At 55.2% G+C, this 17,558-nt stretch carries 11 protein-coding genes; 4 read left to right on the forward strand and 7 right to left on the reverse strand.

Annotation, left to right across the window (positions count from 1 at the left end; all coding sequences use genetic code 11):
- Positions 1-108 precede the first annotated feature (108 nt).
- Entirely contained in the window at positions 109-1,050 is a 942-nt protein-coding gene (locus RBB63_RS04715) for a succinylglutamate desuccinylase/aspartoacylase family protein (protein ID WP_425503868.1), read from the forward strand.
- Positions 1,051-1,436: 386 nt separating this feature from the next.
- On the opposite strand, the gene RBB63_RS04720 is transcribed toward RBB63_RS04715, so the two are convergent.
- A complete protein-coding gene (locus tag RBB63_RS04720) occupies positions 1,437-2,090 on the reverse strand; it encodes a PEP-CTERM sorting domain-containing protein (RefSeq protein ID WP_309381602.1) in 654 nt (217 codons plus the stop codon).
- Positions 2,091-2,969: 879 nt separating this feature from the next.
- Between RBB63_RS04720 and RBB63_RS04725 the strand changes: the two genes are divergently transcribed.
- Together RBB63_RS04725 and RBB63_RS04730 are read left to right on the forward strand one after the other, a co-directional pair.
- Positions 2,970-4,322, forward strand: a complete 1,353-nt coding sequence (locus RBB63_RS04725; protein WP_309381604.1) for an MFS transporter — start codon at positions 2,970-2,972, stop codon at positions 4,320-4,322.
- Between the two features lie 64 nt (positions 4,323-4,386).
- Entirely contained in the window at positions 4,387-5,037 is a 651-nt protein-coding gene (locus tag RBB63_RS04730) for a response regulator (protein WP_309381606.1), read from the forward strand.
- A gap of 98 nt (positions 5,038-5,135) precedes the next feature.
- Here RBB63_RS04730 and RBB63_RS04735 read toward each other — a convergent pair whose 3' ends face one another.
- Positions 5,136-5,447: a gamma-butyrobetaine hydroxylase-like domain-containing protein gene (locus RBB63_RS04735; RefSeq protein WP_309381608.1), complete on the reverse strand. Its 312-nt coding sequence runs from the start codon at positions 5,445-5,447 to the stop codon at positions 5,136-5,138.
- An 84-nt stretch (positions 5,448-5,531) separates the two neighbouring features.
- Between RBB63_RS04735 and RBB63_RS04740 the strand changes: the two genes are divergently transcribed.
- Positions 5,532-11,417: an alpha-2-macroglobulin family protein gene (locus RBB63_RS04740; RefSeq protein ID WP_309381610.1), complete on the forward strand. Its 5,886-nt coding sequence runs from the start codon at positions 5,532-5,534 to the stop codon at positions 11,415-11,417.
- Between the two features lies 1 nt (position 11,418).
- Here RBB63_RS04740 and ligA read toward each other — a convergent pair whose 3' ends face one another.
- The 5 genes from ligA to trkA all read right to left on the reverse strand — a co-directional run bounded on the left by ligA (position 11,419) and on the right by trkA (position 17,427).
- Complete coding sequence (gene ligA, locus RBB63_RS04745) at positions 11,419-13,428, reverse strand: NAD-dependent DNA ligase LigA (protein WP_309381612.1); 2,010 nt, start codon at positions 13,426-13,428, stop codon at positions 11,419-11,421.
- Positions 13,429-13,500: 72 nt separating this feature from the next.
- Complete coding sequence (locus RBB63_RS04750; protein ID WP_309381614.1) at positions 13,501-14,151, reverse strand: hypothetical protein; 651 nt, start codon at positions 14,149-14,151, stop codon at positions 13,501-13,503.
- Between the two features lie 9 nt (positions 14,152-14,160).
- Positions 14,161-14,421 carry a hypothetical protein gene (locus RBB63_RS04755; protein WP_309381616.1) on the reverse strand — a complete coding sequence of 87 codons (261 nt, stop codon included), beginning with the start codon at positions 14,419-14,421 and terminating at the stop codon, positions 14,161-14,163.
- A 184-nt stretch (positions 14,422-14,605) separates the two neighbouring features.
- The gene (locus RBB63_RS04760; RefSeq protein WP_309381618.1) at positions 14,606-16,081 is read right to left on the reverse strand and encodes a TrkH family potassium uptake protein; all 1,476 of its coding nucleotides are present in this window, start codon (positions 16,079-16,081) and stop codon (positions 14,606-14,608) included.
- On the reverse strand, positions 16,078-17,427 hold the full coding sequence (gene trkA / locus RBB63_RS04765; protein ID WP_309381620.1) for a Trk system potassium transporter TrkA: 1,350 nt from the start codon (positions 17,425-17,427) through the stop codon (positions 16,078-16,080). The genes RBB63_RS04760 and trkA overlap by 4 nt, the downstream gene beginning before the upstream one ends.
- Positions 17,428-17,558: the final 131 nt, after the last annotated feature.

The following is a 17,558-nucleotide window of genomic DNA, read 5'->3' on the forward strand; positions in this document are numbered from 1 at the left end:
CCAATCAAGCTCGGCGGGCAAACCATTCCCGCTGGCGAATCCCGGGACGTGCGGTTGAAAATCTCTGAGACATACACGGGCGACGAAATCGCGTTGCCCGTGCGCGTCATCCACAGCGTCAAGCCCGGCCCCAAGGTCTTCATCTCCGCCGCGATCCACGGCGACGAAATCAACGGCACCGGCATCGTCCACGACCTCCTTTACGACGAGCAAATCACCATCGAGCGCGGCACCCTCTTTTTAATACCCGTAGTCAACGTCTTCGGCTTCGAAACGCATGAGCGTTACCTCCCTGACCGCCGCGACCTCAACCGTAGTTTTCCCGGCAATGAAACCGGCAGCCTCGCCTCGCGCATTGCCGCCATTTTCATGCGCGAAATCGTCAGCCAGTGCGACTACGGGATCGACCTCCACTCCGCCGCTTTCCAGCGCACCAACTTCCCCAATGTGCGCGCCGACCTGGCCAACGCCGACACCCGCATGCTCGCGCACGCCTTCGGCTGCCCGCTGATCGTCGATGGTCGCGGCCCCGAAGGCTCCCTGCGCCGCGAAGCCTGCAAGGCCGGTTGCCCAACCATCATCCTCGAAGCTGGCGAACCCTGGAAGATCGAACGCGGCATCCTGGAGCTCGGCGTGCGCGGCATTCGCAACGTCCTCATCGAGCTCCGCATGCTCACCGGCGAGACCATCCCGCCGCCCTACCAAATACGCGCCAAGAAAACGACGTGGGTGCGCGCCGAGGTCGGCGGCATCCTGCGCTACCACATCGGCGCCGGCGAGTGGGTCGAAGCCGGGCAGCCCATTGCGACGAATTACACCATCCTCGGCCAAGCGCAATACACCCTCGTCAGCCCGAGCGACGGCGTCATCCTCAGCCTGGCGACGCTCCCCGCAGTCAAGCCTGGCGAACCAGTCGTCCACATTGCCATCCCCACGCGCAGCCTCGCGGCGCTCCGCAAGGAATACCAAAACCGCAAGGGCCTCACCGACCGCGTCCGCCGCGACCTCGCCACCAACATCGCCATGACCGACTTCACCGGCGAGAGCTGAAGTCATCATTGCAGCCGGCCTAGAGCACTTTGGTTCATTATGCCTCCTATTTAATGGTGGAGCCTGGCGCCCCCAGCAGGCTTTGTTGTCACACAGTAAGCAGGATGAAGCAGCCCGGTAGGGACACCGGGCTCCACCTGTTGGATGATTCGAACGAGGATGACACCCCTAAATCCCTTATCCATTTTACCTATTTATTAATTTATAAACACTAAATAATATACAAACACACATGGCGAAGAGTTGGAAGGCGATGCCCCCTATGCCGCCGCGTTGCACTACGGACATTCGACCTCCACAATCGAAACGCCATCCGTCGCAACGCAGCGGTAAGGAAACACCGCCCTCCACTGAACTCAGACTTACATGAAACGCCGCTCGCTTGGCTACGAGCGAGAATTCGAAGAACGCCGACGCCAGATCATCAAGCAACCCAACGTGATCGAACCAAAGATAAGCGCATAGGTGGATGGCTCGGGCACCGAGGAAATCACCACGAACGAAACCGGGTCGCCCGCGCCGCTGAACGTCGACAGCTCATACTCCGGGTAATTGCCATTTTCGATTTCCTGCACGAGTTCTTCAATGGTTCCAACCAAATCGTCGGCATTGATAACGAAGTTCTCGATACTCTTTAGGTGGCCTTTGATCTCCGCAACCTCAATGGCCGTCATGTCGTGTTCAATAGCAGATGGCGAAAGAGAATTGGTGTCATAATCGACCGCAAAATCATCAACGCCAGAGGTGAAAAGCAGCGCCAACTCCAGGCTATCCACCTCCCCATTCAACCAGAGCTTCAAGTCCAGCCCGTCAAAGGCTTCGACGCCAGATACATAAGCAGTAAAGTCCAGGCTTTCTCCATTCAGCGCATCCACATTCCCCCAGCCAACTTCGCCGCTTGTCCCAGTGAACGAGCCACTGCCAAAGAGAGACACCACCTCATTTTCAAGGTCAACAAGGATGCCTAGTCCGGCCTCAGAGGTTGGGGTTAGCAGGGTGGCGCTTAGCGCGAGTAGGGCAGCAATAGAGTAGTATCTCATGGGATAAACCAATTAAGCGGATTTCGGGTCAGACATCAATTCCAATCCCCAGAAGCGTGTGTGAATTTTTATTAACCTCGCATTAATAATTCATTAACCTTTAACCGTAAGGCCCCGGAAAACCCGATACGTAACTCATTGATTACCAAGTCGAGTTAATAGTCACTCGTGCTCACTAGCTCTCACTATTAATATTCCTTTGTTCACATAAAAATCTTGCTGTCCGCCTGCTGATTCGCCATGCTGTAGCGTGACAATGGGATGCTCCTCCGAGCAATCCCATGCGCAGTGGCCAAGCCTAGACGCCCAGCCACCGCAACCCATATACCCAACTCAAACCCACTACCGTCATGTGTTATCGAAAACAACTTTACCGCGCCCAGCCGCCAGCCAGTGAGCCTTAGCGCGCCCTGACCGGCGCACCGCCGGACCAGTCTTGTGCCGCCGCCCAGTCTGTGCGACTGCGAGCGCGGCGTTGGGCCAGGGCATGACCAGAGTCGGCACAGACGCCGCTCAATTTTCATGCCAGGCTTAAATGCGAACTTTGCGATGCAAAGTATAATTTACTTTGCAGGACAAAGCTTCCGCCAACGTCGCCCCGGTTGATGCCACGCAGGCCAGGAACGCCGCACGAAGTGCGACTAGCCCAAGGGAGTCCCCGCCACCGCGTACGCCGCCCAAGCATGCGCGGGATAGCACGCTGCATACGCAATTCATGATGCAGCGCCGGATGCTTGCGCCCCATTGCCACGATTGAGGGTCATCATCCCCCCCCCCCCCCCCCCACACACACACGCACACCACACAAAGCAACGCCCCCCCCTCCTCCAATAATTTGACCAAACCGAACTTTAATTTTTAATTTGCTCACTTTAATCTATGACCACCACGCCCAACATCCTCACCATTCCCAACATTCGCTGGTTCATTGCGTTCCGGGTGTTTTTCAATGCGCGGTTTTATTACCCGGTGTTCACGGTGTTGTTTTTGGACATTGGGCTTTCGCTGGAGGAATTCTTTTTGCTCAACGCAGTCTGGGCGGCGTCCATTGTGTTGCTCGAAGTGCCTTCCGGCGCCTTTGCCGATACCTTTGGGCGACGAAATCTGGTGCGGCTGGCAGGCGTGTGCATGGTTGTCGAGCTAGCCATCATCGCGTTTGTGCCGATGGGCAGTCATTGGCTGCTGTTGCTCGCCTTTGGCGTGAATCGGTTTATCAGCGGCGCGGCGGAAGCCTTTGCCAGCGGAGCGGACGAAGCGCTGGCCTATGATTCGCTCAAGGCCCTCAAACGCGAAAAAGAATGGCCCAGCGTGCTGGACCTGCTGATGCGGCTGCAATCGCTTGGGTTCCTGTTTGGCATGTTGCTTGGGGCCGCCGCTTACGACCACGAATTCGTCAACGCCGCCCTGCAACTCATCCACCTCCCCGGTGAGCTAACCCGGGAAACCACGCTCCGCTTCCCCCTCTACCTGACGCTGGGCACATCGTTCATTACCCTCCTGGCCGCCTGGCGCTTAACCGAACCACCTGTAGACACCCACGCCGATGAGACGCCCGCCAATGCGCGCGCCGCCTTCGCCCTGGTCGGTCAAACCGGCAAGTGGATCCTGGCGACCAACATTGTGCTGGTGCTCATCGTGGCCAGCGTCTGCTTCGATAGCCTGGTCCGCGTCGGATTGACGATCAACAGCGAGTATTATCGCCTCATTGGTCTGCCCGAAGCAGCGCTCGGCGTCATGGGCGCTCTGGGCGGGCTGATGGGCTTATTTATCCCCATGCTTGCGCGCAAGCTGGTGGAGCGGAAAAGCGCGCTGGCGAACTTTAGCCTGCTGGCCGCAATCATCCTCGTGAGCCTGATTGGCCAAGCGCTGCTAATCCGCTATTGGGGCGTAATTCCCGCGCTCGGCATTGGCGGCTCGATGTTTCTGCTCAACTTTTTCATGAGCCATTACCTCAACGAAGCGGTCACCGACTCGCGCCGCCGCGCCACGGTGCTGAGCTTTCGCAGCCTGGCCAACAACATCGCCTATGGCCTGGCGGGTGTCGTGTTCTTCGCACTCACCAGCGGCTTTGATGACCCAAGCGACGCTGCAACCACTACCGAAGGCGAAGTTTTACATGGCGGTGACGCTGCATTCGCCCAACTCCTCCAAACGATGCCCATACTTTTCCTAGGCTTGATGGCCTTTCTATGCTATTATTCCCGAAATCGTCTACAGCATTTACTGAAGTAAAAGCGGGTCTATCCCGACTATATTTCATTTGCCAAAACCAGTAGGTGACTTTTCTATTACTGTTATGAAGCGTGTTTATGTCGTTGAAGACCAGACCATTCTGCGAGACCTGATTATCCGACTGCTAGAATCTTACCCCGATATCGAAGTGGCTGGATCCACCGGTGACGGCCAGGTCGCCGTGACCGAAGTTACCCGTACGATGCCAGATATTTTAATCCTGGACATCATGCTGCCCAACTTAAACGGAATCGAGCTGCTCCGCCAAATTCGCAAAGGCGAACACAAGCCACGAGTGCTCGTTTTTTCCGCATTTCCGAGCAAGAGCACCGTCAAAAAACTACTCGAAGCCGGCATTGATGGCTTCGTGGAGAAAGACGCCAACCTTTCCGACCTCGAAATCGCCGTGGAAAAGATCGTCGCTGGCCAAACCCATTTCGGCCTGCGCATCGTGGACATCATGCGCGAAATCATGGTCAACCCCAACCAAAGCGATTCACTGGATGAGCTCACCCCGCGTGAGCGCCAGATCCTCCAACTCATCGCCGAAAGTTGCACGAGTAAGGAAATCGCCGTCAAGCTCGACATTTCGGTCAAAACCGCAGACACCCACCGCGCCAATTTGATGAAGAAGCTCGACGTGCACGACGTCGCCGGCCTCACCCGCCAAGCCATTGCCTTTGGCTTAGTGAACCCGCCGCAGAACTTTGATTAGACATTAAAGTGAGTAAATTGAACAGGACAGCTATCGCGCTAACCAAGCCAATCTACGCTCGTCACTTTAATTTTTAATTTGCTCACTTAAATCTACAGTCAGCCATGCTGACCGTCCCCGAGCTTCCGCAGGTATTCCCAGGAATAAATGCCGGTCCGATGACCATCGCTAAAGTCAAAGCGAACGGCGTAATTACCTTGGTAGTCCCAGCCCTCAATCTTCACGCCCGGAAATTCCCGTGGTCCGTCGCCGCCGTACTGGTTGCCGAATATGTCCTTTTCGCCAACGTTTTCCGCGCTCGGGCTTTGGGCGCGTAGGTACTCGCCAGTGAAGTAGTCTTCGCGACCATCTGGCCAACGGACCGCCAGCTCAGCGCCGATCAATTGCAAATCTTCGGGAGGTTGTTGCATGAATGATGATAAATAAAATTAAAAAGAAACCTTAGAACGCACAAAGATGTCGAAGCGTGGAAGAAAATCAATATGCTTCCCAACATGCCTCGAAACCCAACCATTCGACTACTGCTAACCGCATGGATGCTGTTTGTCGGCGCACTGTATGCCGACGACCAACTTGGCGATCCGAAAACCATTTGGCAACAAGCCAACCAAGCCTATCAGGACCACTCTTACCAAAAAGCGGCCAGCCTTTACGAGCAATTGTCCAAGCTGGAAACGCTGCCCAGCGGCCTGAGCCGGGACGAGCTCGATTTCCGCCTCGCCGATGCCCAATGGCGCAACCTAAGCGCCACCCGTCAGTCTGACACGCAGTCCATCAACGCGCCCCGCCAGCAATTGGAAGAGCTGGCCGCCAAGCTGCAAAAACAGGCCAAGGGCGCCCGCCCCCCTCAACTTTGGGCCGAGATTCAAGCATCCCTCGGCGACTCCTATTGGCTGTCGCCACAATTTCGCACTTGGGGCCTGGCTTGGCGGCATTACGAACAAGCACTGAGTTGGTGGGCTGGCTCAACCAAGATCGACCTCGCCCGCGAGCAATATTTAGACATCGTTTTCCGCGCAGCTGAACCTCCTTCAAACCAGAAAGTAGTCTGGCGCTTTGGTTACTATGGCAACTGGATGCCCACGCAAGTGCTGGAAAACGCCGTCAGCATTGCGCAAACCTCCGAACAAAAAGCCTACGCCAACTACCTGCTCGCCCTAACCTACGCTCGCCAATACAATGCTGAGTCCATGAAGGCGCAAGGCGCCTTCGAAGCAGCGCTCGAAGCGCCCAAGAGCGACTGGGCCGATAACGCGCTTTTCCACTTCGCCGAATGGGCCGAGCGCATGGGCGCTAGCTACTGGGATGACAATGGCCACTTTCAGCACGAAGGCGATCCCGCATTGGCGCTCAAGCTTTACCACGAACTCCTCAGCCGTTATCAGGAAGGCGAATCCAACTATTGGAAACAGGCCGAGCAGCGCATTGAAAACATTACCCAGCGCGACATCCAAATCTATGTCGGCTCAAATTTCCTTCCCGGCAACACAATCGAATTTTCGCTTAATTGGCGCAACGTCGACCAAGTCAGCATTGGCGTTTATCAGATCGACCTGATCAAGGCCTACCAACCGCCCGAAGATAATTCCAATAACTCGCCCTATTTCGCGCAAGATTACAACTTGAGCGATCTCACGCCAGCCATTCGCCTTACCCGCGAATCGGACGGCAAGCCGTATGCCCAGCAAAGTGATAACATCACGGTGGATGCTGGTCTGCCCGTTGGCGCTTATGTGATTCAGGCTGAAGGCGGCGGTAAGACGGCGCAGGCGCTCCTGCTCATTTCCCAACAAGTCGTCACCACCATGCGGGACAACGAAACGATACTCGCCTGGCTGACCGACGCACAAACCGGCGAACCATTAGGCGAAGCTTCAGTCACGGCCTGGATTGGCAATTACCAAAATCGCAACAACCAAACCACCATGAACTGGACGAGCGCAACGCTCTCGACGGACGAAGATGGATTGGCGCGCTTTACCCAAAAGGATTTCACCGCTTTAAAAGCAGCCTTCAACGAATACGAAGCGCTGATCATCCTAACGGAAAAAGACGGCGATTTCACCGCCGCTAGCGCCAACAGCAACTTCTACAACTACCAAGCAGAAACGAATCCACAGGACGGAGACGCCTGGAAAATCTATGCTTTCACCGACCGCCCCGCATACCGCCCGGGTGACACCGTTCACTGGAAGGCAATCGCCCGGCTGCGCGCGACGCTTTCTAACTGGGCTCCGCCATCCACCGGCCAGGCAATTCGCTACCGCATCAGCGGACCGCAAGGCGATGAAGTCAGCAGCGGCGTCATGACGCTCAATGAATACGGCAGCATGTGGGGCGAGCTAACGCTGGAGTCAGATTGGCCGCTCGGGATGTATCGCATCGAGTTTCGACTCGATAACCAGGGCGACAACCACATTGGCAGCGCCGAGCTTTTCCGCTTGGAGGAATACAAACTGCCTGAGTTCAAAGTGGCCGTGCAAACCGTTAGTGAAAAGGGAGAAGCCGCCACGGCCTACCGTCTCGGCGATGATGTAGAAGTGGAGATCACTGCCGATTATTATTTCGGCGGCGCCGTGACCAACGCCGAAGTCAACGTCGTCGTGCGCGAAAGCCCATACTATCATTACTGGCTCCCGCCCACCCCCTACCCCTGGTTGCGCAGCAGCATGCCAAGCCACTACAACCCCGGACGGGAAGTCTTGAATGAAACTTTAAAAACCGACGCCGAAGGCCGCGCCATACTCACCCTCCCCACCAACGCCAGCTCGCCTCACGATCTGGAATACTCCATCGAAGCGCGCGTGGTGGACGAATCACGCCGTGAAGTCAGCGGCCGCGCTTCCATCCGTGCAACACGGGCGCCTTACTTCGTCAACGTCCAACCTGAGCGCATACTTTATCGACCCGGCGAACGCGCTGAAGTCACAGTCAAAGCTGTCAACGCAAACGACGACCCCGTCGAAGTCGAAGGGCGTATTCGCCTGACACGCGAAGAGTGGATGCAGGTTTGGCGCGGTCCAGATGGCGAAGAAATTTCCGGTAAAGAATACGACCGCCGCATTAAAAAGGGCGCTGGTTTGTTCTCTTCTGCATTGGACCCCAAGGACTGGACCATGATTCGCCAGGGCTACGATGTAGAGGAATTAAAAGTCGCGACCTTGCGCACCAATCAGGCAGGCGAAGCCAAGTTCGAATTCCCCGTTGATAAAACCGGCTACTATCGCATTTACTGGGTCAGCAAACCGGAGCGCAGCGCCCCGATCAAAGCCGATGCTGCAATCTGGGCGGCAGACTCTGCATCGCAAAGTATTGGTTTCCATGGCGGCCTGAAAATTGTCACTGACGAAGAATCATTTCGCGAAGGCCGCCGCGCCCCAGTCATGATAACGGCCAGTGAATCAGGCAACTGGGTGCTCTTCACCGTGCAAGGGGCAGGCTTGATCGACACCCGTGTCGTTTACCTGGAAGGCAACGTTAAACTACTCGAACTGGACGTCGATGGAGCGTGGATTCCCAATGTCCGCCTGCAGGCTAACAGCAACAAAGATCTGCAAACCAATCAAGACAGCCAGGATATCAATATTCCGCCTGACAAACATTTCCTAGATGTATCGGTGACAACCAACGCAGAGAGCTATCTTCCCCGCGAAAAGGCCACTGCTCTAATCACGACGCGTGACATCGACGGCAAGCCGGTTTCTGCGGAAGTCGCTCTGTCTGTCTTCGACGAAGCGGTACTGGCGATCCAACCGACGCTGGCCCCCGACCCGCGCGAATTCTTCTATGGCCAGACACGCCCGATTCGGATCTACACCACCACCTCCCAAAGCATGCGCCGTTTCGAAGTCATTAAAAGAGTGGCCGATGCTTCAACACCTAGCCGCGGCTGGAGAGCCGATGGCTCGGAAAACGATTTTGGCTATAAAGAGGGAGCGGCGCTTGAATTAGCTGGCGTCGATGCGTTTGCCCCCGCCCCCCCCATGCTGATGAGTCGAGGCATGGCAACTGGAGAAGCACTTAAGGCAAGCAAAGACTTGAGCGCAGCGCCACCAACCGAGCCAAACGTAATCGTTCGTACGGATTTTCGTTCAACGGTCCTGTGGAAGCCAGCCATCGTCACCGACGTCAATGGCCAGGCGAACGTGGATTTTGAATTTCCAGACAACCTGACTACTTGGAACCTCGAGGCTCACGCAGTCGGTCTGCCTGCGAGCTTTGGCGAAGGAGCAGCACAGGCTAAGACCAGGCTACCGCTCATTGCCCGCCTGCAAACGCCTCGTTTCCTCGTCACGGGCGATGAACTAACCATAACTGGCGTCATCAATAACAACACCGGCAGCGTCGCATCCGTTCGCGCTGAACTTGTCATGAATGGTGGAGTAACGTTAGCCAACTCTGCAATGCAAAGTATCGATGTCCCAGCGCACGGTTCAGCTCAGGTCAACTGGACCATCGAAGTGCAATCACCCGGCGATGTGAAGTTTCAACTGTCCGCCAAATCATCCACGCATGGCGACGCCATGGAGCTCACCATTCCTGCTTACGAGCACGGCATCGATAAATTCCTCGCACGCAGTGGTAAGATGACCACGCAAAACCTGGAGCTGGACTTGGAGATACCCAAGTTTAAGCCAGAGGGGGCCCGCTTCACCCTGCATCTCTCACCGAGCATCGCCACGACCATGCTCGATGCCCTGCCTTATTTGGCGCAGTATCCTTACGGCTGCACCGAGCAAACCATGAGCCGTTTTCTACCTGCAGTCATTGTTGCTCAAACCCTGAATGACCTTGGGCTTTCGGCCAATGAGATACTACACCAAAACTTCGGCGGCATCGAAACAGATACCCAAAGCGACGTTGTGCAAAAGACAAAGCCCAAGAAGGAAGGCGACTTAACCGACCTCGACAGCATGGTGGCCGAAGGACTCAAACGCCTCACCGACTTTCAGCATGACGACGGCGGTTGGGGCTGGTGGAAAAACGACCAAAGCGACCCATTCATGTCGGCCTATGTGGTTTGGGGGCTCACGCTCGCTCAACAGGCAGGCCAAAGTGTCGACGCCAACTTGCTGCGTCGCGGGCGTGATTACCTCAACCTGCGACTAGTCGACTTTGAGAGCACTTACGACACCCAGGCTTGGTTACTGCACGCCCTCGCCATTGCGAATCGCGGCGCCAGCGACGCCAAGCCAGGCAAAAACGAAGCCAAAGCCTTTGCCAATCTTTGGAAGAATCGCGATCAAATGCAGGCGTATTCCCGTGCGCTCACTGCGATTTCGGCCAAGCACTTTGGCTTCAATGAAGAAGCTAAAATTCTGGCCGAAAACTTGGCCAATGGCGTCAAGCTCGACAACAATCCGCAAGGCTCCATCCTCCTAAATGGCAACACCGCAACACCGGAAGACACCGCCTTGCCCACAGCGCACTGGGGTGAGGACGGCCTTTACTACCGTTGGTCACGAGGCGCCGTTGAGTCGACTGCATTTGTGCTGATGGCGCTCATGGACATCGACCCGAATAGTGAACTCGTAGAACCAACCATGAACTGGCTCGTGAAAAATCGTCGTGGCGCTCAATGGAGCAACACGCGCGACACCGCCATCGTCGTCCTCGCACTCAACAGTTGGTTGAAGACCAGCGGCGAGCTAAAAGCTAACGGTCAATATGTCGCGCTGCTTAATGGCGAAAACATCGCAGAGATCACGATAACCCCTGACACGGTACTGACTGCGCCTCACGTATTTGAAGTGCCGGTGGATAAACTTAAGCCCAATGAAAGCAACACACTAACTTTGCAACGCAAAGCTGGGGAGTCGCCGTTGTATTTCGCCACCCGATTCAATTTCTTCTCACTGGAAGATCCTATTTTAGCAGCAGGCAATGAAATCTTCGTTGAGCGAAAGTATGAGCGCACCTACCCGATCAAAACCTTGCTGGAAGGTTATGAATCACAATCATCACCGCTGACAAATGGCGGCGAAGCCACGACAGGTGATCGCATTGAAGCCATTGTTACGATCGAGGCTAAAAACAACTTAGAGTATATACTCATCGAAGACTTGAAGCCTGCAGGCTTTGAAGCAGTCGCCCTGCAAAGTGGCGCGCCGCTTTACGCCCGGGAACTGCGGCCCAGCGCACTGGACCGCCAAGATCGTTACACCGGCCGACAACAGTGGATTTACCAAGAATTGCGCGACCGGCAGATCGCCAGCTTCATCAGCCAACTGCCGCAAGGTCTTTGGGAGTTGCGATACGAACTGCGCGCGGAGACGCCGGGTGACTTCAGCGCCCTGCCCGTCATTGCCGAAGCCATGTATGTGCCGGAGATCAAGGGCAACAGCGTCGAAATGAAAGTAACCGTCGAAGACAAAGAGTAATTTACTCGCCGATCAACTCACGGAACGCTGCTTCATCCAGCACGGGCACTCCTAGTTTTTCCGCCTTAGCCAGCTTGCTGCCAGCGGATTCACCAGCTAGCACATAGTCTGTTTTTTTACTGACGGAACTGCTCGTCTTGCCGCCAGCCTTTTCAATCAATGCGCTTGCTTCGTCACGTGTTAACGTAGGCAACGTGCCGGTCAGAACAACCGTCTTCCCCGACAAAAGTCCACCTTCCATAACAACGGACGGCTTCTCTGATTCGGCCAAGCTGAAGCTCACCCCCGCTTCACGTAAGCGTAAGAGCAACGCTCGATTTTTCTCGTCATCAAAAAACGCTACGATGGCCTGGGCCATGATTCCACCGACGCCATCCACTGCCTCCAATGCCTCGGCATCAGCTTCCATCAACGCATCGAATGAACCAAAGTGCTGAGTGATGTCCTTGGCGCTCTGCTTGCCAACATGCGGAATGCCCAGCGCATGCAACAAGCGCCAGAGTTCCGCCTGTTTGCTTTGCTCGATGGCGTTGATCAGATTATCCGCCGACTTCTCACCGAAGCGCTCGAGCTCTAGAAGCTGCTCTTTACGCAAAGCATAGAGATCGGCCGGATCAGAAACCAAGTCCGCAGTCACGAGTTGATCCACCACGGCTTCGCCCAGGTTCTCGATATCCAGGCATTGCTTGGAGGCATAGTGCGTCAGGCGTCGTCGTTGCTGGATCGGATCATCCTGCCCGGTCAAACGCCAAGCAGCCTGCCCGGGAACACGCTCCGCCACGATGCCTCGTTCTGCCAAGAAAGTTGCAAAGTCAAACGGCGCACTATTGGCCGGGCGTTTAGCGAGGACCACGCTCAACACTTGGGGAATGATCTCACCCGCCTTTTGAACCAAAACAGTGTCTCCAGGCCGGATGTCTTTACGCTTGATCTCATCTTCATTGTGCAAGGTCGCACGGGAAACAGTCGTGCCTGCGAGTTGAACAGGCGCTAAGTGCGCAACCGGGGTCACAGCGCCTGTTCGGCCAATCTGCACATCGATTTTTTCGAGCAAAGTCTCCGCCTGTTCTGCTTCAAACTTATAGGCGATGGCCCAGCGGGGCGCCTTGCTGGTCATGCCCGCTTCACTTTGCATCGCAAAGCTATTCAGTTTCACCACTGCGCCGTCGGTTGCATAAGCAAACTCATGTCGCAGCGTATCCAGCTCCATGATCGCATTCCAAGCTGCGTCGATACCGGTGACCTTCCAATACTTCTCGATGGTTGGCAGCTTCCATTTTCGGATCGCCTCATGCAGATCACTTTGCATTGCAAAGTGATCAGGTTGACAGAAACCGATTCCGTACAGCACGATGGACAGACGTCGGCCCGCCACGCCATTGAGCTGTTTGATAGTCCCCGCCGTTAAGTTTCTCGGATTGGCAAACTCCGGCAAACCCGCCGCTTCACGCTCTTGATTGATGCGGAGAAATTCTTCCGCCATCATGTAAATCTCACCACGAATTTCCACAATCTCCGGCGCGTCCTCAAGTTCACGCGGCAAGTCCGGCACGCCTTCGAGCAAATTTCGAGTGATGTCGTCTCCTTCAGCCCCATTGCCCCGCGTGATCGCCTGGGTGAGTTTCCCGTTTTCGTAGGTTACGCTAACTGCAACGCCATCAATCTTCGGTTCGACAACAAATTCAAGCTCTGTCCCAGAATCGTAAAGCTTCAATAAGCGCGTGTAAAAGGCGCGCAACTCTTCCTCGTTATAAGTATTGTCCAGCGAGAGCATCGGGCGGCGATGCTTTACTTTTTTAAAGCCCTCGGTTCGGTCATCTCCAACGGTCTTGGTGGGCGACGCTTCGCCTTCGAGACCTGCCTCACGCTCAAGCCGCATAAGCTCTTCCTTCAGCGCATCGTATTTACGGTCAGAAATTTCCGAACTGCCCTCACGATAATACAACTCATCGTGGTGGCGAATTGTTGCGCGGAGTTCTTCAATACGGGATTCCGGGGAAGCGTTGCTCATGCCACGCAAGCATGGGGCGATTCCCTGGCGCGGCAAGCCCATGAAAGCCAAATAATGTTAATTTCTGCACCGCTAACCGCGGTGACGCTCAGCAGACCATTTTTGAAAGACCGCCTCTTCCGCAATGAAGACATCCGGCAGCGCAACGGGGCGTAAAAGGCCGGGAGTGGCTAATACTTCCGGACACTTCGCCAAACTCGGCGCCCACTCCTGTGCGTGTGGCGGCGCTGGTTTCCAATTCTTACGCTGACGAAAATAAATTAAAGGCTCCGGAATTTCCGATAATACAGCATCCTCAACCGCAACTACAGTCTGCTCACCAGCTTGGAGCAAATTCCACCTGCCATGACGGAACTCAGAAATCACATTAACCACCGCCCCCTGCCGGGCAGCTTGATAAGCCGCCGCCACAAAACTCAAGCTCCCATAGGTCCATACCGGCGTTTGCGCCCACTGAGGCAGGGCTTTCCAAGTCCGAATCGCCATAGCCGATAAGCGTATCCCTAAAATTGAGCCCGGACCTTCGGCATGAACAAAACCGCCAATATCAGCCAGCGTCAGCTTTGCATCGCAAAGTATATTTGATACGCCGTCAAAAATCCCCTCTAACGCTGGCGTTTCCGGAGAGGTTTCGGCGAGCCATTGGCCATCCGACCAGAGTCCCGTAAAACACCTGGGAGAAGCAGCGTCGATAACGAGTAAAGGCTGATCAGGCAATTTCATCACACCGCCTTACTTCTCCAATTCCAGCCAGTTAGCGCGGAGGAGTCGCTTGGCGTCTCCCTCAGCAAGAATCATCCAGAGGTCGAGCGTATGATCCAGCTCGACATTGCGCATTTCACGCAGGGGCTGCTTGCGGTCATCGGCTTCAAGCTGCAACAGACCATTGGGAAACACCGAAAGTGTCCATCCGGTTTCCAGATGCGACAGCCAAACCTCCGGCGCGGAATCGTCCCCATCGGCATCGGCAACCGAACGCAGTAGCTCCCGCATGCGTGCGGGAGTTGGATTCAGCTCAGTCAAGCCATCTCTGTCGGTCGTGTGGTAGATGGAAGTAGGATTAAAATTGAAAAGTTAAGTCAGTCAAGAGAGCGATTTAGCAGGCAATGAGAGACATCCAATCTGGTCCTAAACTCAAGCTGGAGATAAATGCTAGCACTCCCCTGCTCGCCTCTTGTTAACTGAAGCGGCGCCAGAGCGCTGGTGAGAACAGCACCAACACGGCGTACAACTCCAAGCGCCCCAATATCATCAACAGACTGAGGACGAGCTTCGTTGGCTCGCGCAGGAAGCCATAGTTTTGGGTCGGCCCGACCTCGGCTAAACCAGGCCCGATATTGAACAGACAGGCAAAAACAGACGTCACTTGCGCAGTGAAACCCAATGAGTGCTCCAGCATCGCCACCACCATGATGCCAGCCGCAAGCACGAGAAACAGAGTTAGCAACCAAGTAATGATGTTGTCCTGGTCTTCCTTGTCCAAGACCTTGCCATTGATGTGCAAGGGGCGAACCACACGGGTGCGATATGCCTTTTCAATTTGCAGTCGGCATACTTTAAACGCGACGACGAGGCGCACAACCTTAGCGCCTCCGGCAGTAGAACCCGAACAACCGCCAAACACCATCAGCACAAGCAACACCATGTGCCCGACCGGCAACCACTGCTGAAAATCGACCGTGGAAAAGCCAGTCGTCGTCATGATCGACACGGTTTGGAAAGCGGCCGAGCGCAGTGAAGCTTCCCAATCATCGGTTTGCCCAAGCTCAGTGATAAGCATCAGTGTCAGCAGACAGGTCGAAAGCAGGATGATGGAATAATAAGCAATGACCTCGGTATTCGTCGTCAACGCACGCAGGCGCCCCTGCATCACACGCAGAAGGACAAAGAAACTCGTCCCGCCCAGGGCCATGAACACAATAATCGTCCACTGAATCGCCGCACTCGGAAAGGCGCCCAGGCTTGTATTGTAGACGCCAAAACCACCAGTGGAAAGGGTTGCAAACATGTGGCAAATGGCGTCGTACCAACTCATGCCCAGCATTTTTAAATTCAACATGCAGCAGGCAGATAGGGCCAAGTAGAGATAGGCAATCTGCAGGACTCCCTGCTGTATCCGCCCTGACTCGATATCCGTCGAAGCGCCGCTGGATTCATTCGAATAAAGAATCTTCGCGCCAGCCCCGAGAAAAGAGAGAATCGCCACGAAGAAAACCACAACGCCCAAGCCGCCGATCCATTGGCTCAGACAACGCCAAAATAAAAGGCCTCGTGGAAAAATATCCAAGTCGCCAAAAACAGAAGCCCCGGTCGTCGTTAAGCCAGACGCCGATTCAAAAACGCCGTCGGCAAAACTCGTATCCGGCAAAATGAGATAGTATGGGATCGCGCCAACGACGCTAGCCAGAATCCAGCCAAGGCCAATGGTGGCCAAGGCTTCTTTGCGAAACATTTTCGTCTGCGCATTGCGGCCAAGGAATGCCAGCGTGATAGCCAAAACCAATGCAATGCAGATGCTAATGATCCACTCTTCGCGCGCCAGATCATCGAGTTCACCGTAAAACATTTCACCCACGAGATAGCTCACGAGGAACGCCAGCGCCACGGTCGACATGATCACGCTGAGTAATTTTGCGATGATCGGATAATTCACGTCAGCAGTTTGATGAGTTCCTTCTCGCGATCTTCGCGAACAACGACCACCACGCGGTCACCAGATAATATCTTGTCGTCGGCCCCTGGCACTTTTGCCAAAAATTTGTGCAACAGCACCACGATCACCGCGCCCTTGGGGAATGAAATTTCACGGATCGTCTTATTGATGACCGGGCTGTCCTGCGATACGCGGATTTCCAGGATCTTGGCCGGACCTTCTGGTAGGCTGGCCAACTCGGTGAAAGGCTCCGTGGAAATGTAACGCATGATCTCGGCCACGGTCGCCTGACGCGGCGCCACCGCCAGTTCAACGCCCAGAGTCTGACGCAAAGTCCCCAGGATCTCTTCGTAGTCAGGCTTATTAATGACAAGTTGCACGTGCTTGGCGCCCAGTTGGCGCGCCTGCAGGCAAGTCATGATGTTATCCTCGTCGTCTTTGGTGCAGGCGACAAAGTAATCCGCCGCACCAACCTGCTCCTCCTCCATCAGTCGCAGCGAAGTCGCCGACCCGTGGATGACGGTGATGTGTGGAAAGCGCTCCGCCAGACTCTGGCAGAGCTTTACATCGTGCTCGATCAGGCGTATTTTAAAGCGCGGGTTTTTGAGCAAACGAATCAACGCAATCGCTGTTTCCGATCCACCGAAAAGCACAATGCGGAGCAGCTCGATTTTCTTTTCGGGCGAGAGCTGGTCTTTGGTTTGGCTAAGCGCCTCGGGCGGACCTACGAGCGTCACGCACTGCCCCATTTGCAAAGTGCTGTCCGCAGTTGGCACCTCTGAGCTCTCACCGTCCTGAATCAGGCCGATTCGCACGCCCGGCGGTAGTCGCACTTCCTTCAGTGGCTTGCCGTTCAGCTTGGATTTCGGGCTGATGCGGATTTGCTGCACCTCAATCTCTCCGCGGGCAAAATTCTCCACCGCCACGCGACTGGGATTGCGGATCGACTTGGCCAGCTCCACGGCGGAAAGCGCCTCTGGATTCAATAGGAAGTCGATGCCGAAGTGAATCTGGTAATTAACGATGGAATTATCGCTATAAGTCTGATCATGAATGCGCGCAATGGTCGTCTTGGCGCCCAGCGCCTTGGCCAGCGAACAGGCAATCAGGTTCGTGCGGTCATCACTCGTCATCGCGAGGAAGAAATGACAAGTGCCCGCGCCGCTCTTTTTAAGGACTTCTGCGGAAGCTCCATGGTCTACGACCACACGCACGTCCAACGATTCATCCACCTCCTGGGCAATCGCGTCATTACTCTCGATCACCGTAACATCATGCCCAGTGATGCTCAGCGTCTCACAAAGAAAACGACCGACCTCGCCGGCTCCAACCACCAAAATTTTCATGACAGCAAATGATCCCCCCTACGACGCCTCAACCCGCAATCGAGAAGCGACGGCATACAACAGTTTGGGCGCAGGTGAGCGCAGTTAACAAATTGAATGGCATCTAGCGTCCCATATTCACAAGTTGTCCG

The organism is Cerasicoccus frondis (genome assembly GCA_031296915.1).
GTDB classification, from domain to species: Bacteria; Verrucomicrobiota; Verrucomicrobiia; order Opitutales; family Cerasicoccaceae; genus Cerasicoccus; species Cerasicoccus frondis.

What these genes read in the sequence shown, in the direction of transcription:
- RBB63_RS04720 (WP_309381602.1), bottom strand. Translation starts at nt 2,090, where the DNA reads ATGAGATACTACTCTATTGCTGCCCTACTCGCGCTAAGCGCCACCCTG.
- RBB63_RS04725 (WP_309381604.1), top strand. Translation starts at nt 2,970, where the DNA reads ATGACCACCACGCCCAACATCCTCACCATTCCCAACATTCGCTGGTTC.
- RBB63_RS04730 (WP_309381606.1), top strand. Translation starts at nt 4,387, where the DNA reads ATGAAGCGTGTTTATGTCGTTGAAGACCAGACCATTCTGCGAGACCTG.
- RBB63_RS04735 (WP_309381608.1), bottom strand. Translation starts at nt 5,447, where the DNA reads ATGCAACAACCTCCCGAAGATTTGCAATTGATCGGCGCTGAGCTGGCG.
- RBB63_RS04740 (WP_309381610.1), top strand. Translation starts at nt 5,532, where the DNA reads ATGCCTCGAAACCCAACCATTCGACTACTGCTAACCGCATGGATGCTG.
- ligA (WP_309381612.1), bottom strand. Translation starts at nt 13,428, where the DNA reads ATGAGCAACGCTTCCCCGGAATCCCGTATTGAAGAACTCCGCGCAACA.
- RBB63_RS04750 (WP_309381614.1), bottom strand. Translation starts at nt 14,151, where the DNA reads ATGAAATTGCCTGATCAGCCTTTACTCGTTATCGACGCTGCTTCTCCC.
- RBB63_RS04755 (WP_309381616.1), bottom strand. Translation starts at nt 14,421, where the DNA reads ATGCGGGAGCTACTGCGTTCGGTTGCCGATGCCGATGGGGACGATTCC.
- trkA (WP_309381620.1), bottom strand. Translation starts at nt 17,427, where the DNA reads ATGAAAATTTTGGTGGTTGGAGCCGGCGAGGTCGGTCGTTTTCTTTGT.